This is a genomic window from Paenibacillus yonginensis, from assembly GCF_001685395.1.
Lineage (GTDB): Bacteria > Bacillota > Bacilli > Paenibacillales > Paenibacillaceae > Fontibacillus > Fontibacillus yonginensis.
Genome location: NZ_CP014167.1, coordinates 2,540,926 through 2,564,700 on the forward strand (window position 1 = coordinate 2,540,926; position 23,775 = coordinate 2,564,700).

Genomic DNA, 23,775 nt, shown 5'->3' on the forward strand with positions numbered 1-23,775 from the left:
CGAATAAATATACAATAACTCGTATAAAACTTCAATAGGTTCCTTTCAAATTTTAAAGGAATATTTTCCGGCTCAACAAGCACAAAAACGGACCTTGCCGGCAGTGGCAAAATCCGTTTCTGTTTGTTTTTCAAATGGAACAACCGGGACCTTTCAAATCAGTCTCCCAGAGTCAAATGTCCTATAAATGCGCCGAACACATCGTTTCCGTAAAGCACACCCTGCTCGCTCAGCTTGTACCCGTCCCCGTCGCTGCGGTTTACGAGCAGTCCCTGCTTGAGAAGGCGTTCAAGCGGAGCCTGGAACATGTCTTCAAACTTCCGGCCAAACTGGTCTTCAAACCGCGAGGTTTGAAGGCCATCCAGCATACGCAGGCCAACCATGGCGAAATCCTCCATCGCTTCCTCCGCAGATACCGTAAACTGCTCCAATCTCGGAAGCCCGGCCGCGGCCCCCTCATTATAAGGGTTGACCCCTTTAATATTCACATGCCGCTGTCTGCCGACATAGCCATGCGCTCCGGCCCCCAGACCATAATAGTCCTCGTTGCGCCAGTACGTCATATTGTGCCGGCTTTCAAAGCCCGGTTTGGCAAAATTGCTGATCTCATATTGCTTGTAGCCGGCCTCTTTCATCCTCGACATCAGCAGCAGATACATTTGCAGCTCGTCTTCTTCATTAGGAAGCGGCAGCTGATTCTTCTGATACATCGTATGGAACAGCGTATTCTCTTCGACCTTCAGACTGTAGACCGAATAATGCGGCAGATCCAGCTCAAGCGCTTTGGTAATGCTTTCGTTCAGCATCTCCACGGTCTGATTCGGCAACCCGAACATCAGGTCGATCGACAGGTTGTGAAGTCCGGCTTTATGCGCGTTCTCCAGGCTGCGGTAAACATCATCTGTATTATGAATGCGGCCAATGCCGCTCAGCAGCGTATTCTGGAAGGATTGGACGCCAAAGCTGACGCGGTTCACTCCGCCCGCCTTCATTACCGCCAATTTATCCAGGTCAGTTGTCCCTGGGTTGGCTTCCATCGTAAATTCAATATCCGGAGCCCAGTTTGGAAAATGTTTGCGGACCGAAGCCAGGAAAAACTCCATTTCGTCCGGAGTCAGCACGGTCGGCGTACCGCCGCCCACAAAAATCGTATCGATCTGCTGCGGCGGCGTCTGTTGTACCGTAAGCGCCATCTCACGGTCCAGCGCCCGCAAATAATCCATGACCGGCTGATCCTTCAGCACATAGGAATTGAAATCACAGTAAAAACATTTATTTGTACAAAACGGGATATGAATATAAACGGCTTTAGGCGAACCGAAGCTGGAACGAGCTTTCCCCGTTCCTGTCCCAGCGTCCACTTGTTGACCAGCCAACCCTTGATTGCTCAGCCCTGTTTCGGTATGAATCTTCATGAACTATAACACCTCCTGGAAGCAAAACCTTCCGTCTTCCTTAATACCAATCTTACTTTTGTTCTTACTCCAGACCTTCATTCCGGCAGACAAATTTGCAAGAGGGAGCCGGTTAAACGGCTCCCCCTGATCCTTGATCCCTGCTATAAACGATACCTTAATCCCTTGCTATGAACCAAGCCACAATCCATTAAGAAACCCCAATGAATTTCAGCTTGTATAGGTCCTTAATTATCGTCAATCTTGAGCACGGCCATAAACGCTTCCTGCGGTACTTCCACGTTGCCGACCTGCTTCATCCGTTTCTTGCCTTCCTTCTGCTTCTCGAGCAATTTCCGTTTCCGGGAAATATCGCCGCCGTAACACTTCGCGAGTACGTTCTTGCGCATCGCTTTAACGGTTTCACGGGCAACGACCTTGGTGCCGATGGAAGCCTGAATCGGCACCTCGAACATTTGACGCGGGATCAGCTCACGAAGCTTCTCGCAAATGATCCGCCCGCGCTGATAACCTTTATCCCGGTGAACGATAAAGGACAAGGCGTCGACCTGCTCCCCATTCAGCAGAATATCCATCTTCACGAGATTGGATTTGCGGTACCCGGACAGCTCGTAGTCGAACGACGCATAACCTTTCGTGCTTGACTTCAGCTGATCGAAGAAGTCATAAACGATCTCCGAAAGCGGAATCTGATACGTAATCGTAACCCGGGTGGTATCCAGGTATTCCATATTTACGAATTCACCGCGTTTGCCTTGGCAAAGCTCCATCACCGTACCTACATAATCGTTAGGCACGATAATCGCCGCTTTGACGTAAGGCTCTTCTACATATTCGATGCGTCCCACTTCCGGATAGTTGGAAGGGTTGTCGATTTCGATCGTTTCGCCGTTTGTCAGCGTAACCTTGTAAATAACGCTTGGCGCCGTAGTGATCAGCGGAATGTTGAATTCACGTTCAATCCGCTCCTGAATAACGTCCATGTGCAGCAAACCGAGGAAACCGCAGCGGAAACCGAAGCCCAGCGCGCTGGACGTCTCCGGTTCGAAGCTCAGGGAAGCGTCGTTCAGCTGCAGCTTCTCCAGCGCTTCGCGCAGGTCGTTGTAATCCGACGTTTCGATCGGGTACAAGCCGCAGTAAACCATCGGATTGATTTTGCGGTAGCCCGGCAAAGGTTCAGCCGTCGGCTTCTTGGCGTCCGTTACAGTGTCGCCGACCCGGGTATCGCCGACATTTTTGATGCCGGCTACGATGAAACCTACGTCTCCGACATTAAGTTCGTCGACGATGCTCATACGCGGTTTAAATGCGCCGACTTCAATAACGTCAAACGTCTTGTCGGTCGCCATCATTTTAATTTTGGAGCCTGCTTTGATTTTGCCGTTCACTACGCGGACATAAACAATAACCCCTTTGTAAGGGTCGTAATGCGAGTCGAAGATCAGCGCCTTGAGCGGCTCATCCGGATCGCCGGTCGGGGCCGGAACCTGACGGACTACCTGCTCCAGAATTTCCTTGATGCCGATTCCCGCTTTAGCGGAAGCCAATACGGCTTCGCTGGCATCCAAGCCGATAACGTCTTCGATCTCCTGCTTGACCCGTTCCGGATCGGCGCTCGGCAGATCGATTTTGTTGATGACCGGCAGGATCTCCAAGTTATTGTCCAAAGCCAGATATACGTTCGCCAGCGTCTGGGCTTCAATCCCCTGGGCCGCGTCCACTACAAGCAATGCGCCTTCACAGGCGGCCAAACTCCGGGAAACTTCATAAGTAAAATCGACGTGTCCCGGTGTATCGATCAGGTTCAGCAAATATTCTTCGCCGTCATCCGCTTTATAGGTCAAACGCACAGCCTGAAGTTTGATCGTGATTCCACGTTCCCGTTCCAGCTCCATTTGGTCCAGCACCTGCTCTTGCATTTCACGGGACGAAAGCGCTCCGGTAAATTCAAGAATCCGGTCGGCCAACGTGGATTTGCCGTGGTCTATATGTGCAATGATACTGAAATTCCTGATTTTCTTCTGTCGTTCTCTAATGTCGCTCATGCCTTACCCCCACACAGGTACTTATAACCATTACTTCATTATAACAGATTGAAGGATACACCAGCAATGGCAAGTACAAAAAACAGCTATTCGGTAAGCGAACCAAACAGAGAGACGACCCAATTTATGCTTTTCTGGGAGACATTCTGCAGCAGCTCCCCCGTTTTGTCCGCAAAACGGTCAACCGAGGTCTGCGGAGCAGGCGACATCAGCAGCTGTCCAGGAGACTGGTATTGGGGGACACCCGCCGTATTTCCAGACTCTCCGGCAGAACCGCCCGCAACCTGAGGCAGCTGCGCTGAAGCAGGCAGGGATCCCTGCCCCTGCTGCTGTGCCGGGGTTTGTACATAATAATAGGTTGTTCCGTTCGGCAGCTTCACATAAGTGCCTTGTTCGTATCCGCTGCCTGCTGCAGAAGTTCCGCTGCCGGGTTGTACCGGAGCAGAAGCAGCAGGAGCTCCCTGCGAAGCGGCGGCCACGCCCGAGGAAAGGGTTCCCTGCAGCGACCCGGCCTGGGCGGTATAACCGCCAGCCGGATCGCCGCCTGAAACAAGCTGCATGCCCAAGGCCGCTCCTGCGGCCAGCAGGCTTCCATACAGCAGAACTTTTTTTACACCGCGGGCCATATGATCCCCTCCTTATTAAGGTTTTGTCGTCTTGCTGGAACCCGAAGCCGTACTGTTCACCTTCTCCGCCTTCTGATTCTCGAAATAAACGTCGGCCAGCGTATCGGCCAGAATCTTGGAGGTACGCTGCAGCTCCTCCTTCGTATTATCAATACCGCCTACCTCGATTAAAACGCTGTTCGGCGATAAGGACTGGTTGTATTCCCCGTTGCCCTGGGCATTTGTTTTGCCCCAGATGCCGCGGGATAGGCCTGGATATTTTTTCTCGATCCGTTCATAAATTTTATTGGCGAATGCTTCGTTTTTCTTCCAGTCAGGATTGCCGTGTCCGATGATGAAATAAAGCTGCGCATAACTGACGCCGTTGATGGTTGTGGTTGTTTTGCTGTATCTTTGCGAATCCCGGTGAATGTCGATGAAATAATTCAGATCCGCATATTCGGCCAGCGCTTCTTTGACCGTGACCCGCGAATACTTGTAGGAATAGTTATAGTTGTAGCCCTGCACATTTTTCATATAGTCTTCAAAAGCGTGATAAGCCCCTACTCCTTTTTTCTCCAATTCGCGGGCAATAAAGTCACCGACAACCCCAACATTTTTGGCCGGATTGGACGAGCTGGGATTATCGCTCTGTTTATTCAGCAGAGGATTATAGGATTCATAGGGATGGGAATGGTAGATCATGACTGCTTTTCGTTCATTGGCCGTGGAGGAGGAGGTCCCCTCCTTTCCCCCGTTCCCTTTGGACTCTTCCGCGTTATCCGGTTTACTTGTTCCCGGCTGCTCGCCCGAAGACTGCTGGCCAGACGGATCCTTGGCCGGATTGCCGCCGCCAGCCTGGTCTTTGGTGCCCGCAGACGAGGACCCGTTTGGATCAGGCTTCGACTTCGAGCCCGGGTCCTGCTCGTCCGAGTCATCGGTGACGCTGCTGTCGGGGTGGTCATCCGTATCAGCAGCCGTACGATAATCCTCCGGCGCAGTCGGCGCCGTCATTCCGGAGCCCGCCCGCAGCAGAATCGGATTGCCGGCCGCAAGGCCTGGAACTTCCCGGGCAACCAGACTTTTCGGATCCGATGGGTTGACGTTCGTCAGCAGCTGGAAGACGAAATTGGTCATATTTGCTCCGGTCAGCACTTCATCCTTCACCGGCTCCTTGTTCTTCAAATGGGGGACTTCCATACCCAGCATTTCGGCAAAAAAGCCGCCGGGCAGCGACGAGGCCAGCCCTTTCATCGAAGAGACAGGCGAGCTGTTCATCTTGTTCTCCGCAAGCCCGCCTATCCCCAGCAGCATAAAAAAGATGAACGACAACAGCGTAAGCACGATCATTGTCCGGCCCATCGCCAATATTTGAATGGTTCTCCGTTTGAACTGTCCGACATTCCATGTTTTAAACCCGTTCATTCTTGTGCCTCCTTACCCGGTTGGTGGATTGCATGTTTATACTTCAAATCTATGAACCGGATGATAGAGGTAGAACCTGAAATCTATTATTTATTGAGAGGGGAGGACGGGAGACCGCAGTAAACGGCAAAAAAGCCGCCCGCCCCTTAGCTTGGCTAAGAGTGGAGCAGCTATGATTAATTCTCTTATTAAATTAAAATCGGCTTATTTAAGCTTATTCGATGAATTAATGCGTATAAGCCGCCACATTATCACCGTTAACCGCCTGATGCAGAGCAGCATTCAAACCGCTGGCGATCACGTTGGCAATGTCCTCTACAAACTCGTCGATTTCTTTAGGCGTAACGACCACGTCATGACCCAGAGGCTGAAGCACTTCCTTAACTAACATAAGCCGTTCCTGTTCGCCAAGCTCCGGCAGCATACCGAGAATCTGCTTCGTTTGTTCCGCCCCGCTGCCCGAAAAATGCTGCTTCATCATGTCAATAACGCTGCCAACGATGGTAGAAGCATAACAAACGGTAGGTACGCCAATTGCAATACACGGCACGCCCAGAATATCCTGGGTCAATCCCCGGCGTTTGTTGCCAACCCCGGAACCCGGATGGATGCCGATGTCCGCGATCTGAATCGTTGTATTCACCCGTTCAAGCGACTTGGAAGCAAGGGCGTCAATCGCAATGACCGCATCCGGCTTGATCCGGTCGACAATGCCTTTAACAACGTCGCTGGATTCAATGCCCGTAAGGCCCAGCACGCCTGGCGCAACTGCGCTGACTTCCCGGTAGCCGTCGTTGACCTGGTCTGGAGCAAGCTCGAAATAATGGCGGGTCACCAGAATATTTTCCACTACAAGCGGCCCTAGCGAGTCCGGTGTAACATTCCAGTTGCCAAGGCCAACCACCAGAATTTTGGCTTCCGAGGAAATGCCGATCTTCTGCAGGAAACCGCTGAACTCCTTTACAAACGTTTGGGCCACCTGCTCCTGCAAATCGGTGTCCTGATTGCGCAGGCCCGGCACCTCCACCGTGATATAGTGGCCCTGAATACGTCCGATCCGCTGGGAAGCGGCTTCATTGGTAACATCAATGCGAGTGACTTTAATGCCGCCGTGCTCCTCGACTTCTTCATTTAGTCCCGGGATCGGTCCCCCGTAAGAAGCTTCCGCAATCTCTTTGGCTTCCACCGCCAAATCCGTCCGTACATTATATTTCTGCAAATCCAGTTCCATCGTCTAACCTCCTGTTTGCGCCAGTTTAACTGTAGTTTGCGGGACAAACGTCAAGTTTATACAAAAGATATGGTTTTAAGGATTTTGCGGATTTTATTGCATTTTGTCCTAGCACATGCTAAACTATTTTAAGTTGTGAACCATCTGAGTGATCATGCCTTACAGGAGGTGAAATGCAATGCCAAACATTAAATCCGCGATCAAACGCGTTAAGACTAGCGAGAAACGCCGCGCTCTGAACGCTTCCCAAAAATCCGCACTTCGTACAGTTGTTAAAACTGCCGATACAGCGCTGGTAGGTAACGATGTGGAAGCAGCTAAAGCTGCAATCGTTGCTGCTACAAAGAAATTGGATAAAGCCGCAACTAAAGGTTTGATCCACAAAAATGCAGCTGCCCGCAAGAAATCCCGTCTTGCCAAGAAACTGAACGCTCTTACGTCCCAAGCGTAATTGTCCGTTTATATACAGCATAGCTGACATGAAGAAACCCTGAACGAGCAATCGTTTGGGGTTTTTTAATATTGTAATTTAGGACAGCCATCAAAACTTGTGTCCCTAATGATTAGGGTAAACAATTAGGGTCTCTCTGCGGCTTCCGACCAAACCCGAATAAGGTTTTTTTTTCTGATAAGATTCTGGATTGACAGTAAAACCCAGCTCCTTTAAATATCGTATAGCTTGGGCTTTTTTCACTTTGTTTAACTGATTCATATGCTGTCCACTTTCCTTTGCAATTAGTTGACTTATTATATGCAAAAGGCTTGAAGAATCATCAAAAAAGGTCGGCATTTGCCGACCTCATTATTTTATATTAGTTACTTATGTTACTTCATTATAAGCGGGCTGTTTCGCTTACCGATAAGGGCACTGAAACCCTTTTTAGGTTTTTTCCCCTTCGATCGATCTGTTTGGACTTCGTAACCAGCCTCTATTAACAATTGAATGACCTCGGCAGCATTACGGACCTTCTTCTCCGGTTTGAGTACCATGTTATCATCACCCTTCTAGCTACGATTATACACCTTTTGGAAACATTTTTGAAGCTGGCTCTCGAAACCATCGGCTGTAAAAGAAAGAATTTCATCAAAATCAGGATCAATAATAATTTCTTCATCCAGGACAATTACATATAAATATTGGCGGTCATGATCATGAAAAGGACTTGCAATATACTGCCTGTTTGCCTTTCCGTTGCTCCCATGGTGAGAAAAAGTATAAGGCCTGTCAGCCAGGATTGATTGCAAAAATCCAGTCCTTTTTTTGGCTTGTAGTGCTACAACCCTGTCAGGAGGTATTATTTTAATTTGAATTTCACTTTCGATAGCTGCCTCTAAGATATCTATACCCAAAGAAGTAAAGGCATAAGTAATGGCATCCTCTTCCGTAAAATCTCTTTTCGCCTTTCTTGAAATAACTCTTGAGTACTTCTTAGTAAATTCGATTAACTTATTAGCATCAATTTCCTCCATGTTTCCGTTCCCGAACAGAGACCGGACCGCTTCTTGATACTCTCTCATAATTTGCATACTGTACGAGTAATACAACTGTTGAGCCGCATTAATATCTATAGCTTCTCGGGCGTATCAATCAATGAAGTTAAGTTTCACCGTTCCAAAGCCAGATTTGTTCACGATTGAATATTCATATAATTGTACTCCGAGAACGTAAGGCTGATTCAAAACAAAGCGACGGAACAAATCCACAAGAAGATCACGCATTCTATATTCGCTTAACTGTTGATTCGCCATTACCAGCATTTCCATACGATTCCTCATTTGATCCTTCAGCTCTTCTTTTTCCTGTTCCTTTAACTGAAGACGATCCTTGTACCAAATTAGAAGGCCAATGACACATAGTACAGACCAAACTATAGATATCTTTATACAATCGAGCCATTTAAGAATATATGTATAAAAACCTTCTGCTTGTGGAGAATTATTGGTCCAGATATCAAATGATAACAAAAAAATCAAGGCTGCATAAATCCATAAAGACGATTTCTTCATTAGAACACCTCACCCTACAATACTAACAAATTCTCCCCCTTCAATCATTAATTTCTTTCAAAAAAATGCAATCAGTTTCCAATTGTAAATTCGCAGAAAAAGGCACCCTCTCAGGCGCCTAATTTGAGCAAAAACATTTCGATGCCGAGCACTTTGTCAATGCCGCCGCTTTTCATTTGGTAGTCCAGCTGCGCAAGTTGCGATAACGTTTGGGCGAGCTGCTGCTGGCTGAACTTGCGGGCCTGCTCGCCGGCAATCTTGACCGCATAAGGATGCAGCCCCAGCTGGGAAGCAATTTGCTGCTGCGAGTAGCTCTGCCCTCCCAATTCTTTCACTTGGAGCATAATGCGGAACTGGCGGGCAATCAGCGCAGCGATTTTAATAGGTTCTTCCTTCTGCTTAAGCAGTTCATAGAAGGTGCCAAGCGCACGATCCAGCTTCAAATTGGCAATGTCTTCAACCATGCTAAATACATTTTGTTCCGTGGTTCGAGCAACCAGCATGCCTACCGCTTCACCCGTAATCTCCCCACCTTCGCCGGCAAACAGGCACAGCTTGTTCACCTCCGCCGATAACGTCGACATTTGTACGCCCGCATTGGCAATCAAGGCCTCCGCTGCCTGCTGCCCCATCGTGCATTTGCGTTTCCCGGCTTCACGAATCACCCATTGCACAAGTTCCGAAGCGCCCAGCGGCATAAAAGAAAGCACCTGCCCGGCAGATTTGATCATCTTAACGGTCTTCTTCCGCTCGTCCAGCTTCTCCCCGTTTGCGATAAACAAAATCACGCTGTACTCAGCAGGATCAGCCAAATAAGAGAGCAGCCTGTCCACGTTATGCTCGACCTTTCCGCCTTCCTTTGCCGCTGTAAAAAGCGATGCTGACTGAACGATCACCAGCTTGCGTTCCACCAGAAACGGAAGGGTTTCGGCTTCCTCTACTACCAGCTCGACCGGCGTTTCCGAAAGATCCATCTGGACAACCGCCATTTCCCGCTGTTCCGGCTCGACCAGCTGGCTTGTCACCGTCTCCACAAATTCGCGGATCTGGTATTTCTCCGTTCCATAACATAAATATAAAGGACTTACTTTCCCCTGTTTAATCTCTTTAATTGCCGTTCTAGCATCCAACTTCCGAAATCCCCCTGCCTGCTTGCGCCGCCCGATGCTGCGCATTTGATTCCATCCTTATATCCTCTTCTACTATTGTAAAATATCTTTTCCCTGTAAACAACAAAGGAACCTCAGACCTTGGCAGGACTGAAGTTCCTTTGCTCCAGTGCATCTATATAAACAAAAGCGTCGCAAGCTCTAGAAACTTGCTGCTTTTGGTCATACGACGTACAGGGGTTCATCTGATCGATAGCTGCTAGACAATGTATTCTATTCCGGCTCGCCGGAAAAGGTTCCTTATTTTTGAATCAGCGCGGCGGCTTGATCCGCATCCACCTGGGATTCAACCGGACCATTTTCTTCATTGACGGTATACGCAAAGATGGAGCCTTCTTCCGACCAAGAAGCAGAGCCTGCTTTCCATTCCCCGTTAACAGGATCATCGTAAATTCGCGTCAAGTTTCCATCAGAGGAAATCAGATAGACGTTTAAATGCCCGTCCTCAAGCTTGGCTACATATTTACCGTTCGGGGATTTCCATACATTAGTCTCGTTCATGGCCTGAATCCCCATAGAGAGCGAATTCTTGCTGACATCGGTACTCGGAGGAACCAAAGAAGGATCCGAATCCGGAGCGTCCATGATAAAAGCTGTGCCATCCGATTCCGGATCTGAGCTTCCATCACCCGGCCCACTCAAATTCGGGTCCGTGTCATCGGACGGAACCGAATCTGCCAGCGCTTTCGGCGTATCTAGCTTAAACGAACGATCCTCTGCTCCCGTACTGGAATTGGGACGCGCTGATTCCTTCGGCGGTACTGCGGACTGAACCTTGCCCGGATCCGAATCCGAGTTTCCTTTGTCCGAAGTTTGCCCTTTAGCACCGGAATTGCCTTTGTCTTGCGGACTTGGCGTTGCCTGGCTGACCCTATCGGGGTTCTGTTCTGCCCCCGGCTCCGATGCTGTTCTGTGATCTGCGGCAATGCCAGGCACAAAACTGCCATTAATCTCCTTTGACTGGCTGGAGGAAGACGGTTCGTGCGAAGCTGCATCAGACGATCCCGCGGTCTCCTCAGACAGAGAAGCTGCTGAACGCTGCTGCTGGACAGCCGGTTCGGCGTTTGGAATTTCTTTCGGCTGAAATTGGTAGACGCAGAAACCTAAAATCACTACAGCTGCCGCTCCGCCCGCTACTCGCGTCCATAACCGTCTTCTTTGGGTCTGAGTCCCTCGAGCTCTTCGATTGGCATCCGACTTATCCGTTCGCCGCAGCAAATCCGCTTCTGCCACAAGCGGCGTCATGACGGAAGGGGTGGATGAAGTATCCGACTTCACTTCCGCCTGTTCGTCTAACCGGTCCATTTCGTCCAGACGGGGCAAGATGGAGTCAACCAGACTGTATCTCGGTTTCACATCCGGCAGGCTGTCCAGTCCGGCCGAAATACGCTTCAGCATATCAAAGGTTTCAGCACAGTCCGGGCAGCTGTCCAGGTGCTGGAACAGTTGTTTCGTTTCTATTTCGCTCAGATCGTGATCCAGATAACGGTTCATCCATTCGTTTGCCTCTTGACATTTCATCCCGACACACCACCTTTCTGATAATCCTGAAGTAAGTTTTGAAGCTGCTGCCTGGCCCTGTATAAATAAGATTTGACCGTATTAAGCGGCAATCCCATCGTATCTGCAATTTCATTGTAGGAGAAATCCTGAAGGTAGCGCAGCACCACAACCGACCGGTGATGATCCGGAAGCTGACTGATCGCAGCTTCGATATCCTGGGCTAAATACCCTGACATCACTTCCCGCTCCACACTTTCTTTCCCTTCAAAAACCATTTCATGTTCCTCAATCGAAACCGTCGGTTTCGTTCTCCTGAACTTGTCAATACAGATATTGGTAACAATACGCTGGACCCAGGTTTTGAACTGAGCTTTCTCTTCATAAGAACCGATTTTTGTATAGATCCGGATTAATGCCTCCTGCGCTGCATCATGCGCATCCTGCTCATTGTTCAAAATATAGTAGGCAGTCCGGTAAACATGCTGTTCGATCTCTCGCAATAGGGTGATAAGAGCGTCGCGATCGCCGGATTGAGCGGCCCTGATAAGTTCCTGCTCTACCACAATGATCCCCCTTCCTTGCAACATTACAGACGGACTTTCCGAGCTATTTGTTGCATCGCCAATGTCTTCTAATCAAATATTTTTTAAAAGTCTGGTAAACCTTTAACAAGCAGTGTCTTCAATAGAATAGCAGAAAAAAAGAGCCCCGTCATTAGACCTGCTCTTCCTGTCGGTTTTACTTTTCCACTTTATGCCTGGCCGTCATTTTTCCCTCTTTTACACTGATTTGAATCTCGCCAAACTCGTCTGTACGCTGCACCGCCGTCCCTGCTGCCAGCAGTCTTTGAAGAACGTCTCCATTAGGATGCCCGTAGGTGTTGCCCGCGCCAACAGAAATCACGGCATGACGGGGGTTCCAATAATCAATCCACTCGGCCGTCGTCGAGGATTTGCTGCCGTGGTGGGCCACCTTCAGCACGTCTACCGCAGCCGGCCGGCCGCTCCCCTTAACTGCAGCTTCTCCTCCCGGGTTCTGATTCTTCTGCAGCCAGAGCATGACCTCCCGCTCCTCTTTGGCGTCCATATCCCCGGTAAACAGAAAGGAGGCTCCCCCCATCTCCAGCAGAAAAACAACGGACCGGGCATTCTGATCCTTGAGCTTCCGAATCTCTTCGGCTCCGGCTCCGCTTATCCCCCGGTCTTCTTCCAAAGGGCCTATAAATTGCAGCCGGGTATGCTTGTCCGCCTGAATCCGAAGTCCGTTATGCGCGAAATAGACTGGAATCTTCTGCTGCTGGACGCGGCTGAATATCCTTTGAAAAACAGGTGTATCTGTCACGCTGCCATTCATCACCAGCGCTTTGACCGGAATTTGATCGAGCACGGCCTCCAGGCCGCCGGCATGATCCTGATCCCAGTGTGTAATAATCACAGCGTCCAAGGTGTGTATGCCCCTTTTTTTCAAAATCGGAGCTACAACCTTTGCTCCCACCTCGTAAGGCACCCTCTTATCACGCCAAACATCCGCTGCCTTGCGGAACGAAACGGTTCCTCCGCTGTCCACCAGAATATTCCGCCCCTGAGGCGTCGTTATCAGAATGCAGTCTCCTTGCCCGACATCTATAAACTGGACATACCCTTTTCCTTTAGCATAGGCAGGTTGATACCCTAGACATAAAGCGGCAGCTAACAAAATTCCGCTGAGCAGAGCAAAATAGCTATATTTGTTAATGGAACGAAAGAAGCTAATCGCTGAAGCTAAGGAAACGGCAGGAAATGCTGTCCACCCCAAGGCGGCTGAACGCAAGTTTCGTTTGGGAGCCATGCGAGGCGTCAAAGGAACCGTATCCTCATTCCGGGAAGACCAGGCTTCTTCCAGTTCCGATGCCGCTGACGCCCGGCGAGTCCATTGGAGCATCCAGTAAAGCAGCACATAATACAGAGCAATCCACCAAAGCGGCGGAGATTTCCAGATCAGCATGAAGCCCTCCCTTGCCTCCAGCCAATTCACCACATCAAAGGTTAAGGTATTGACCGCTTTAATGGGATAGGCAGCCCACCTGCCCAAAGGTTCATACAAATAACTCAGGACAAGCGCCGCCGTGCCGGCCGGGAGTGATATCAGACTGATCGCAGGCACCAGCAGCAGGTTGGACAGCAGCGACAGCAGGGAAAATTGATTAAAATAATAGATGGTGAGCGGAAAAGAGATCAGCTGTGCCGCCAACGTAATAGCCGTTACACCGGCCAGGCGCTTCGGCAGAAAGCCAAGCAGCGGCTGTATCAAAGGAACCAGCACAATCAATCCCGCCGTAACGGCAAAAGACAGCTGGAAGCTGACATCCAGCAAATAATACGGCTCCCAGAGCAGCATAAGCAAAGCTGTTGCAGCCAGAATATGCAGCCCGTCCTTCAGACGGTGCTTGCGCAGCAGAAATAACCCGATCATCGCCATAATGCCTGAGCGGACCACCGATGGCGATAAGCCAGTAAGCAGCATATAAAACGGAATAAAAGCCAAAACGGCGGTAATCGAGGTTTCCCGCGGCACTCTAAGGCTCCTGAGCAGCCAGAACAAAACCGCTACATTAACAGCCACGTGGCTCCCGGATATAGCCAAAATATGAGTTAATCCCAGCGCAGAGAAGCCGCTGTAAATATCGGGATCCAACTCCTCGGTATCCCCGATCAGCAGCCCTTTCATAAAACCGGTGTTGTTCCCGCCGAAGATGGATTGAATCTGCCGGCCGACCGCTTGCCGCATCTGATCGTTATAACCGAGCAGCTTCGCCATGCTGAAAGAACCGGGCTCTACCTTCACGTTGGCCGCGCCGGACGCCTTCAGCAGCCAATGAATACGTTTGTTGTGCAGATAAGCGGAATAATCGAATCCGCCAAAGTTGCGGGCCCCGGCTGGCTTCTCTAGCGTACCTGCAATTTCAATGTTCTGTCCCCTTGTCCAGGTGTTGACGATTTGGATTTCCGACTCCTTCGCCAGCCTGACTTGTACCCGCACCTTTTCCTTACGAATGTTCGTTCCGCCAAAGCCGGATGAAGCCGGGGATGGTGCCGCTCCATACATTACCTGATTGACCTCCAGGGTGAAATCCGCGCGGTCCCCGTCCCGCTCTACAGCCGAGGCCAGCACCCCCTTGAGCCGAACCTGCGATTCGTTCAGCTTCTCTTCCGCGACTTGCAAACTTACCGGTAGAACAGTGCGGTTATGCGCCTCATGGATCTGCCAATAGAAAAAGGCTCCGGTAAACAGCAGCAGCATTACCACTATTTGTTGCCGGGTTCTGTCCATTCTTGATGCAAGCAGCGGATAGATCAGCAGACAGCCAGCCCACAGCAGCCACCGGCTTCCCCCGCTGAATAAGTAAGCAACCGTACTGCCGGCAATCCACCAGCAGGCGGCTTCCAATAACGGCCTTTGCTTCATTCCGCCTCTCCCTCCTTGGCGCGCAGTCTGTTTGCGAACTGAGCGCAAAAAAACCTCCACAGTCTTGGACTGCAGAGGTTCTTCCTCTTCATTTACCTGCATATGTTATTTATATAAAACTATAAACCTACCAACCAAACTAATTCCATCTGCTTATAGAAAGTAAGTCAGTCGAGGATACTTCCTTCCATAGTGTCCGCAGGCGGCTGGTAGCCCTCGAGCTTACGGAAGGTTATGCCCTTCTGGCGCATCAGCTCGCTGACCAGCTGTGTATCTTTGGCATAAGGGCGGTGGTACACCACTTCCACAATGCCGCTGTTGGCGAGCATTTTGGCGCAGGTCCAGCAGGGCTCGTCGGTCACGTAGACGCTGGAGCCTTCACGGTCGGCCCGGTCGGTAAACAGCAGCAGATTCTGTTCCGCATGAATCGTGCGGATGCAGCGCTGCTTGCGCACGACCTGCTCCTGGCCGTCGACCACAACGGTCTCGAGCTCTTCGGCAATCATGCAGCCTGCTTCGGAGCAGTCAGGAACGCCGGAGGGAGCGCCGTTATAGGCGGTGCCGAGCAGCTTTTTCCCCTGGACCAGCACCGTTCCTACATGGCGTCTGTTGCAGCGGGAACGGGTGGATACCATATAGGCGATGTCCATAAAATAGGTGTCCCAATCTTTGCGAATGTTCACTTTCCAGCTCTCCTGTTCTCAAAGTCCGATATAAGGCCGCATTTTCTCGAACATTTTGTCTCCGATGCCTTTCACATTCTTTAGCTCATCCAGTGAAGCGAAGGCGCCATGCTGATTCCGGTAATCGATAATCGCTTGCGCTTTCTTCTCGCCAATCCCGGGGAGATCCTGCAGCTCATCTGTGCCAGCCGTATTAATAGAGATGAGGCTGGAAGCTGCCGCAGCTGCATCTGTCTGGACATTGGGCGTCTGGCTTGAAGGCGGGACAGAAGAGGCGGGAGCCGAAGCTGCTGCCGATGAATCTCCGCTTGAAGGAGCCGCTCCAGCGTTTGCAGCTGGGGCGGCGGAAGAATCGGAGCCGGAAGAACCGGAAACACTGCTCTCTGTCCCCCCGACCACGGCCGAACGGGGCGAATCCGCCGGTTTCTTGCCTTCAATCGTCGTTAACGTTCCCGAAGGAGCCTGCTCGTGATCAATCACGGCTGCAGCCATCGCTTCATTAACCGGCGTCCAGCCGGTTATGCCGGAGGAAGGTTTCGTTCCCAAAGCCAGCAGCATCAATCCCGCCCCGCAGACGGCAGACAAAACAGCGATCGAAATACGTTCCTTAATCATGGGATAACTCCAATCTTGTCCAAAAATTCATGCCGACTCCGTGATGCAAAGCCATCCGTAAACCATGAATGTCTGTACAAGCTGTGGTCTTGCTGCAGCAATCCTTGCCTCATAGAAGGGATAGACAAGGGGACTTAAAAAGCTAGCGATGAACCTTTAAAAGATCTCTAAAGATTCATCGCTAAGGGGCATTTCATGATGTTGTTCTTTAATTGTTGAACAGCTCAGCCCGCCGCAGCTTAGTTCGCTACGATGTTAACGAGCTTGCCGGGAACGGCAACCACTTTGCGGACGGTTTTGCCTTCCACGGCGGCTGCCACGTTCGGCAGGGCAAGCGCATGCTCCTGCATCGCTGCCTGATCGAGATCTTTGGAGATCTTCGTACGTTCAACGATTTTGCCGTTGACTTGAACGACGATTTCCACCTCGGCTTCGACAGTCCAGGCTTCCTCGTAAGTTGGCCACTGCGCATAGGTAATAGAGTCGTTATGTCCAAGACGCTGCCACAGCTCTTCCGCGATATGCGGAGCGAGAGGGGAGAGCATCTGCACAAAACTTTCAGCTGCCGCTCTTGGCACCACGTCCGTTTTGTAAGCTTCGTTGATGAAAATCATCAGTTGGCTGATGACGGTGTTAAAGCGAAGGCCTTCCATGTCCTCCGTTACTTTCTTCACCGTTTTGTGCCAGGTGCGTTTGAAATCGTCGCTGCCGCCTTCATCCGCAATTTTGCTGTTCAGGCTGCCGTCTTCGGCTACGAACAGGCGCCATACGCGGGACAGGAAGCGGTGCGCGCCGTCTACGCCGTTTGTGTTCCATGGCTTGGTTGCCTCAAGCGGCCCCATAAACATTTCATAGATCCGCAGCGTATCCGCGCCGTATTCATTTACGATATCGTCCGGATTGATGACATTGCCGCGGGATTTACTCATCTTCTCATTGTTGGTTCCCAGGATCATGCCTTGGTTGACCAGCTTCTGGAACGGCTCTTTCGTGGAAACCACGCCGATATCATACAGCACTTTATGCCAGAAGCGGGCATAAAGCAAGTGAAGCACGGCATGTTCTACGCCGCCGATGTAAAGGTCGACAGGCAGCCATTCCTTTTGTTTCTCCAGCGAGCAGAAAATATCGTCATTGTGCGGGTCGATAAACCGCAGGTAATACCAGCAGCTGCCGGCCCACTGCGGCATCGTGTTCGTCTCGCGGCGCGCTGGAAGCCCGGTTTCCGGATCGGTGGTGTTCACCCATTCCGTTACGTTGGCCAGCGGAGATTCGCCCGTGCCGGACGGTTTGATCTGGTCGATGTCCGGCAGCACCAGCGGCAGCTGGTCTTCCGGAACCGGCTTCATCGTGCCGTCTTCCAAATGCAGGATCGGAATAGGCTCGCCCCAGTAGCGCTGGCGGCTGAACAGCCAGTCGCGCAGGCGGTAGGTGACTTTGCCGCGTCCATGACCATTATCCTCCAGCCATTTGATCATCGTGCGGATGCCTTCTTCTTTGTTCATTCCGTCCAGGAAACCTGAGTTCACATGCGGGCCTTCGCCGCTGTAGGCTTCTTTGGACAAATCGCCGCCCTGCACGACTTCAATGATCGGCAAATCGAATTTGACCGCAAATTCATAGTCGCGCTGGTCATGACCCGGAACAGCCATAATGGCTCCGGTTCCGTAACCGGCCAATACGTAATCCGCGATCCAGACCGGAATTTTGGCGCCGTTCACCGGGTTAACGGCATAAGCACCCGTAAATACGCCGGATTTGTCTTTGGCAAGATCCGTGCGCTCCAGGTCGCTTTTCCGTGCGGCCTGATCCTGATACGCCTTGACAGCTGCAAGCTGCTCGGCGGAAGTAATTTTCTCCACCAGCTCATGCTCAGGAGCCAGTACGGCATAAGTAGCGCCAAACAACGTATCGGGACGGGTAGTGAACACCGTCAACGTTTCATCAGATCCGTCCACGCGGAATACGACTTCCGCGCCTTCGGATTTGCCGATCCAGTTGCGCTGCATGTCTTTGATGCTCTCCGACCAGTCCAGCTCCTCCAGATCTTCCAGCAGGCGCTCTGCGTATTCGGTGATCTTCAGCACCCACTGGCGCATAGGCTTGCGGATGACCGGATGGCCGCCGCGTTCGCTTTTTCCGTCGATGACTTCTTCATTCGCCAGAACCGTGCCCAGCGCAGGACACCAGTTGACCGGCATTTCGGCTACATAGGCCAGTCCCCGCTTGTACAGCTGGATAAAAATCCACTGCGTCCACTTGTAATATTCCGGATCCGTCGTGCTGATCTCGCGGTCCCAGTCATAAGAGAAGCCGAGCGATTTGATCTGGCGGCGGAAGTTGTTGATGTTCTTAACCGTAATGTCGCGCGGATGCTCGCCCGTATCCAGGGCATGCTGCTCCGCAGGCAAGCCAAACGCGTCCCAGCCCATCGGGTGCAGCACGTTATAACCTTTCATTCGTTTGAAGCGGGAAACGATATCCGTTGCCGTATAACCTTCCGGATGACCTACGTGAAGTCCGGCTCCGGATGGATAAGGGAACATGTCGAGCGCGTAAAACTTCGGTTTGCCCGGCTCTTCCTTGGTTTTAAATGTTTTGTGTTCCTCCCAATAAGCCTGCCATTTCGGCTCAATGCTTTGGGGATGATAGCCGTTTGGCACTGTCTGATTCTCGGACATAGGTTGCTTCCTCCTTAAATGTCTTGCCTGAACAATCGAACTTATCTTGTAAAATAAAAAAACTCCCATCCATAGCGTATTATCGCTAGGGACGAGAGTTTGATTCCCGTGGTACCACCCTAGTTAGCTTCGGGCATGCTTTGCCTTGAGCTCACTTTAACCCTTAACGCGGGCGAAACGGAGATGTTCCTGATGGCGCGGACAATAGACAGAAACGGCGTAACCTAAAACGCCAGACAATGTCCTCCAAATTTGCATCCCGGCTCCGAGGCGAGTTCGCAGGGGTCTCCAACCGGCTTGCACCATCCGCCGGCTCTCTGTATGGCTGACCTGAGCTAATATTCCTCATCACAGCAGTTGTTTATGATTGATTCAATTCAATTATTCCCATATATTATACATAATCATTCAGCTTGAAGTCAACGCCGGCAATAGAACGTTATGCTACCCAGATCCAACAGGCATCCCTGCCGCAATCGAGGCCTCAATGGCAAGGGACAGGCGGACATCTACCAGCGCTTCGGATAATGAATAGAAGCTGTTGCCCGTACGCACGTATTCGCTCATTCGAAACAGGACCTCCGCGATCGCCAGCTCTTCGTCGGAAAGCCGAGCGGGATAAAACCGGTTTTGATATAACCGCTCGGAGGCTCCCCGGAGCTCCCGAAGGGACAAAGGAGCAAGGCTCCCTTCCCTTCCATCCTGAATTCTGTTAATAGAAAAGGTTTCGTATGCCCCTTGGCCCAAACTCCGGGTCACCTCATCATTGCGGATTTCCCCATGCGAACCCCGGATCAGAACCCGGTTCTTCCGCAGCGGAGAGAAATATTGCGAAGCAGTGAAGTCAAGTACAGCGCTTTTGCCGCTCTCGAAAGATAAAAGCGCGATATCCTGCAGCTCCACCTCCAGGCCGTCTCCAACGTTTCGTCCGCGATGAGGAACCTCCAGCACGGGATGTTTAAACTGCTGGGCGGTTACGGTACAGCCTTCATCCGAGACACCCAGCCACTGCCGGATTAGGGCAATCCCGTGATAACCATGCCCTGCCGACACCTGGACATGCCGCACCTCTCCCACGGCCCGAGAGCGGATCAGAGCCGTCCGGGCGGCATGATGCGGCTGCAGCGGGTACTGCTCGGCTACCTGAATCCGCGGCGATTGCGCCGCAAGGGCAGCCATCTGCCGGTACCCGGCATCGTCAAAGGCAGGCGGCGTTTCGGCCAGCACCGGAATGTCGGCCTCGAACAGCTGCTCCAGCAAAGCAGCTGCCGACGTTTTGCTGACCGCCATAACCAGGAAATCGCATTCCCGCGCCAGCTCCAGCGGGGACAGAAACACCGGCAACCCCTGCAGGGCATCGTCTCCACGATATTTTTCAAAATCCCGCACAACAACTCCGGCCGGCTGAAACCACTCCGGAAGCTGGCTGGCAATCCGCAAGTAGGCTTTCCCGCGCCAGCCCGGCCCGATTAATCCAAATCGCATAGGCATATTTGAAACCTCCGTAATCCTTTAGCTTTTTCAGGTCAGAAGCCGGCGGACAACCTTCGTTTAGCGTAAGCGTCAGCACCGTACACTCCAGCCTTTTCGCCCAACTCGCCAAATCGTCGTCAAGATCATAAGCATCAGAAATCATCCTGGCGGTGATCTTCTGATGCTGCTGCCCACCCAGCTTTGAACGATGCTGGTCTTCCCCTGCTCAAGCCGCTCGGTAAAAGTGTTCACCATACCAACGGCCGAGACATATCTTCCCAGGCAGCCGGAACTGCCGCAGCGGCAGGGGCGCCCTTCCCTGTACATATTCATGTGGCCTCTGCAGCTAACATTTGTATCGTCCGCCTCTAGTTCCTTAAGCATTTGTCTGATGATATGTTTTATCTTATTTAATACATGGGAAGGTCCCTTTGCGGCATCGGTCTGGTCGCTTCTTTCCCTTACGATTTGGCCATTTCCATCAAAAACCGCCGTTTTGATATTCGTTCCGCCTAAATCAATGCCGACCGTATATGCGGACACGCCTGCCTCTCCTCTTCCTACAAAATCTCTTTTTATCCTAGATGAACCCTTCCCGAATCGGAATAGATTTATGGGACGGGAATATGGAGTTTTGTTACAATATAAAAAAATAAAGCGGCCTTCCCTAATTCGGAAAGCCGCTTTATTTTCTGCACCCGGCTAATAAACAGCCGTCTTCATTTCGCTTAAACGCCCTGCAGCGCCGACTGGGCCAATGCAAGCGCCCCGCAGATTCCTGCATTGTCTCCCAGTCCGGGAGGTACGATATAACTCGAGATCTTCTCGTCGCTGAGGTTTGGATGCTGCACGTAACCGTTCAGCAGCTCCTTCAATTTGGCGTGGATCAGCGGGAACAGCTGCAGCTGTTTCATGACGCCGCCGCCCATGACGATTTTTTCGGGGGACAGGATCAGGATGTAATTCATCAAGGCTTGCGCCAGATAATAAGCTTCCATCTCCCAAGCCGGGTCATCCTTCGCCAATTCGCCCGCAGGCACGCCTGCACGCCGGCCGATAGCCGGACCAGCCGCCAATCCTTCCAGGCAGTCGCCATGGTAAGGGCAAGTGCCTTCAAACGGGTCGTCCGAATGACGACGGACATAAATATGGCCCATTTCCGGGTGGGAAAGGCCGTGCACCAGCTTGCCGCCGATCATCGCGCCGACGCCGATCCCGGTGCCTACGGTAATGTAAATGCAGCTGTCTACGCCTTGAGCCGCTCCCCACAAGGATTCGCCGAGGGCCGCGCCGTTAACGTCCGTGTCAAACGCAATTGGTACGTTAAATTCGGATTTGAGCGTCCCTACAATATTGTAGTTCGTCCAGTAAGGTTTAGGTGTTGTTGTAATATAACCATATGTATCACTGCCCACAACCGGATCAATCGGGCCAAAAGAACCGACGCCCAGCGCTTCGATTGGTTTGTCTTTGAAATATTCAATTACTTTCCCCATCGTTTCCTCCGGTGTAGTCGTCGGAAAGCTTACGCGGTCAAGCACTTCTCCCTCTTTTGTTCCGATGCCGCAAACAAATTTTGTTCCACCTGCTTCTATTGCTCCAAGCATGCCCTTCGCTCCAATCTGCTTAAATATGAATGCACCTAAACCGATTGTACCATAATTCATTCGCCGATGCGGCATAAGAAATCGCATACTTGTCGTAAAATGTCGTATCTTGCCTCATATCGCCCGGCGCACGATAATCCACTTCAATCGGGTAGGAGGCTACCCATTAATTGGGCAGCCGACCTCCCACACCACCGTACGTACCGTTCGGTATACGGCGGTTCCATTAGGAATGCGCAGTAACTTGTCGATAATAATCAGAAAAGAAAAGGAATCCGAGGTTCTTCAGCCTATTGTTACCGAGGGACTTCGAGAGGATTGGGCTATTGGAGATTCTCCAATAGCCCTTTCTTGTGTTTGCGTATTCCCACGCCTTCTGTTCATGAATTCCGAGCGATATAAGCCTTTCGAGTTTCGTCCTCACTCGTTTCCATTGCTTCCAGAAGACCATTCGGATACGCCTTCTCATCCATTTATCAGTGGTTTGGAGTAGTTGTTTCATGTCAGCAAGCTTGAAATAATTTACCCATCCCATGATGTAACGCCTAAGCTTCAGCGCCCGGTCGGTGTTGCCCATTCCGTTGCTTCTCGACGTTAGCTCTTTCACTTTAGCTTTCATCTTGGATACGGATTTGGGATGGATTCTGACCCGCGTTTCCCCTTTGCTCTGGTAGAATGAGAAGCCAAGAAATTTAACTTTTGTCGCATCGTCCACAATCGTTTTCTCCCGGTTTACCTTGAGAAACAACTTCTTCTCGATGTAAGGGAGAATTTTCGTCAGGGTACGCTCCGCACTCCTCCTGCTCCGGCAGAATATGAGCATATCGTCTGCGTATCGCACGAATCGATGTCCTCTTGCTTCCAGTTCCTTGTCCAATTCATTCAGCATGATATTGCTGAGAATCGGACTTAGGTTCCCTCCCTGCGGTACGCCGATTTCCGTGTCCTCAAACTTATGCTTCACGACGACTCCCGCCCGGAGATACTTATGGATGAGCGAGATCACTCGTCCGTCTTTGATCGTTCTTGAAAGCACCTCGATAAGCTTGCTTTGGTTGACGGTGTCAAAGTATTTCTCCAAGTCCATATCCACCACGTAACGATATCCCTCTTGCACGTATTGTTGGCTTCGTTTCATCGCGTGGTGTGCGCTCCGTTTGGGTCGGAATCCGTAGCTGTTGTCTGAAAACTGCCTCTCATAAATTGGCGTAAGCACTTGGGCGATTGCCTGCTGGATGACTCGGTCAACCACTGTTGGGATGCCAAGGTTTCTCTTCTTTCCGTTCTCTTTGGGAATCTCTACCCTTCGAACGGGATTCGGGCGGTACTTGCCGCCCAAGATCAGTTGCTTGATGGTCTCGCCGTTGTCTCTGAGATATTGTAGAAGTTCATCTACTCCCATCCCGTCGATTCCGTGCGATCCCTTGTTCGCTTTGACTCTCTTGAATGCTTCGTTCAAGTTGTCCCTGCTAACGATTTTCTCAAGCAACCGGTCCTTCGACTCGGTTGCGTTGGTGTCGTCGGTTTCGGTTATCCTCGCAGGACTGTGCACTCCCGCATATCCTTCGTGTTCCGCACTATTCTTTTGCAAAGAGTCTTCCGTTAGAAGTTGGCTGCCCTTGGCTCCTGTTTCGGTAACTTTCATTGACTTCACCTCCTAAGGTTCAGCCCTTCCCTCGAACCGTCGACTGTTCGCGGTACTATGGCGTCTGCTGACTTCTCATGATAAATCTTGTTTCAACCGTGATTCGAAGTGCATCTCCTCACGTCCATGAGACCTCCCACGGTAAGACGATTCACTTTCCTTCCATATACCCACATCATTTACATTGGTACGTCCGTGTAGTTAATTGGACTTCGTCTTGTTTAGCA

The 23,775-nt window shown here is 51.1% G+C and carries 19 protein-coding genes and 1 other annotated feature; of the genes, 1 reads left to right on the forward strand and 18 read right to left on the reverse strand.

Annotated elements, in window-relative coordinates; translation table 11 throughout:
• Positions 1 to 158 precede the first annotated feature (158 nt).
• The 5 genes from hemW to gpr all read right to left on the reverse strand — a co-directional run bounded on the left by hemW (position 159) and on the right by gpr (position 6,721).
• Complete coding sequence (hemW, locus tag AWM70_RS11675; RefSeq protein WP_083180249.1) at positions 159 to 1,415, reverse strand: radical SAM family heme chaperone HemW; 1,257 nt, start codon at positions 1,413 to 1,415, stop codon at positions 159 to 161.
• A 227-nt stretch (positions 1,416 to 1,642) separates the two neighbouring features.
• Positions 1,643 to 3,460 carry a translation elongation factor 4 gene (gene lepA, locus AWM70_RS11680; RefSeq protein WP_068696575.1) on the reverse strand — a complete coding sequence of 606 codons (1,818 nt, stop codon included), beginning with the start codon at positions 3,458 to 3,460 and terminating at the stop codon, positions 1,643 to 1,645.
• A gap of 86 nt (positions 3,461 to 3,546) precedes the next feature.
• Entirely contained in the window at positions 3,547 to 4,086 is a 540-nt protein-coding gene (locus AWM70_RS11685; RefSeq protein ID WP_068696577.1) for a hypothetical protein, read from the reverse strand.
• 15 nt (positions 4,087 to 4,101) lie between these two features.
• A complete protein-coding gene (locus AWM70_RS11690) occupies positions 4,102 to 5,490 on the reverse strand; it encodes a stage II sporulation protein P (protein ID WP_068696579.1) in 1,389 nt (462 codons plus the stop codon).
• A gap of 226 nt (positions 5,491 to 5,716) precedes the next feature.
• Entirely contained in the window at positions 5,717 to 6,721 is a 1,005-nt protein-coding gene (gpr, locus tag AWM70_RS11695; RefSeq protein ID WP_068696581.1) for a GPR endopeptidase, read from the reverse strand.
• A 178-nt stretch (positions 6,722 to 6,899) separates the two neighbouring features.
• Between gpr and rpsT the strand changes: the two genes are divergently transcribed.
• A complete protein-coding gene (gene rpsT / locus AWM70_RS11700) occupies positions 6,900 to 7,172 on the forward strand; it encodes a 30S ribosomal protein S20 (protein WP_068696583.1) in 273 nt (90 codons plus the stop codon).
• Positions 7,173 to 7,726: 554 nt separating this feature from the next.
• On the opposite strand, the gene AWM70_RS11705 is transcribed toward rpsT, so the two are convergent.
• The 13 genes from AWM70_RS11705 to ltrA all read right to left on the reverse strand — a co-directional run bounded on the left by AWM70_RS11705 (position 7,727) and on the right by ltrA (position 23,548).
• Positions 7,727 to 8,191 (reverse strand): hypothetical protein, encoded by a 465-nt coding sequence (locus AWM70_RS11705; protein ID WP_151208743.1) that lies wholly within the window; start codon positions 8,189 to 8,191, stop codon positions 7,727 to 7,729.
• A gap of 114 nt (positions 8,192 to 8,305) precedes the next feature.
• Positions 8,306 to 8,728 carry a hypothetical protein gene (locus AWM70_RS11710; protein ID WP_068696586.1) on the reverse strand — a complete coding sequence of 141 codons (423 nt, stop codon included), beginning with the start codon at positions 8,726 to 8,728 and terminating at the stop codon, positions 8,306 to 8,308.
• A gap of 110 nt (positions 8,729 to 8,838) precedes the next feature.
• On the reverse strand, positions 8,839 to 9,858 hold the full coding sequence (holA, locus tag AWM70_RS11715; RefSeq protein ID WP_068700601.1) for a DNA polymerase III subunit delta: 1,020 nt from the start codon (positions 9,856 to 9,858) through the stop codon (positions 8,839 to 8,841).
• 279 nt (positions 9,859 to 10,137) lie between these two features.
• A complete protein-coding gene (locus AWM70_RS11720) occupies positions 10,138 to 11,418 on the reverse strand; it encodes an anti-sigma factor (protein ID WP_068696588.1) in 1,281 nt (426 codons plus the stop codon).
• Complete coding sequence (locus tag AWM70_RS11725) at positions 11,415 to 11,963, reverse strand: RNA polymerase sigma factor (RefSeq protein ID WP_068696590.1); 549 nt, start codon at positions 11,961 to 11,963, stop codon at positions 11,415 to 11,417. The genes AWM70_RS11720 and AWM70_RS11725 overlap by 4 nt, the downstream gene beginning before the upstream one ends.
• Positions 11,964 to 12,138: 175 nt before the next feature.
• The gene (locus tag AWM70_RS11730) at positions 12,139 to 14,844 is read right to left on the reverse strand and encodes a ComEC/Rec2 family competence protein (RefSeq protein ID WP_083180251.1); all 2,706 of its coding nucleotides are present in this window, start codon (positions 14,842 to 14,844) and stop codon (positions 12,139 to 12,141) included.
• A 167-nt stretch (positions 14,845 to 15,011) separates the two neighbouring features.
• Complete coding sequence (locus tag AWM70_RS11735) at positions 15,012 to 15,494, reverse strand: deoxycytidylate deaminase (protein ID WP_068700605.1); 483 nt, start codon at positions 15,492 to 15,494, stop codon at positions 15,012 to 15,014.
• A 51-nt stretch (positions 15,495 to 15,545) separates the two neighbouring features.
• Positions 15,546 to 16,142, reverse strand: a complete 597-nt coding sequence (locus AWM70_RS11740; RefSeq protein ID WP_083180253.1) for a ComEA family DNA-binding protein — start codon at positions 16,140 to 16,142, stop codon at positions 15,546 to 15,548.
• A gap of 239 nt (positions 16,143 to 16,381) precedes the next feature.
• A complete protein-coding gene (gene leuS / locus AWM70_RS11745) occupies positions 16,382 to 18,823 on the reverse strand; it encodes a leucine--tRNA ligase (RefSeq protein ID WP_068696592.1) in 2,442 nt (813 codons plus the stop codon).
• Positions 18,824 to 18,907: 84 nt separating this feature from the next.
• Positions 18,908 to 19,184, reverse strand: a binding site (T-box leader).
• 83 nt (positions 19,185 to 19,267) lie between these two features.
• Positions 19,268 to 20,314: a Gfo/Idh/MocA family protein gene (locus tag AWM70_RS11750; protein WP_068696594.1), complete on the reverse strand. Its 1,047-nt coding sequence runs from the start codon at positions 20,312 to 20,314 to the stop codon at positions 19,268 to 19,270.
• 141 nt (positions 20,315 to 20,455) lie between these two features.
• The gene (locus AWM70_RS23850) at positions 20,456 to 20,839 is read right to left on the reverse strand and encodes an ROK family protein (RefSeq protein ID WP_068696596.1); all 384 of its coding nucleotides are present in this window, start codon (positions 20,837 to 20,839) and stop codon (positions 20,456 to 20,458) included.
• A gap of 185 nt (positions 20,840 to 21,024) precedes the next feature.
• Positions 21,025 to 21,903, reverse strand: coding sequence for an ROK family protein (locus AWM70_RS11760; protein WP_068696598.1), 879 nt, complete (start codon positions 21,901 to 21,903; stop codon positions 21,025 to 21,027).
• Positions 21,904 to 22,129: 226 nt separating this feature from the next.
• Positions 22,130 to 23,548: a group II intron reverse transcriptase/maturase gene (gene ltrA, locus AWM70_RS11765; protein WP_068693838.1), complete on the reverse strand. Its 1,419-nt coding sequence runs from the start codon at positions 23,546 to 23,548 to the stop codon at positions 22,130 to 22,132.
• Positions 23,549 to 23,775 lie beyond the last annotated feature (227 nt).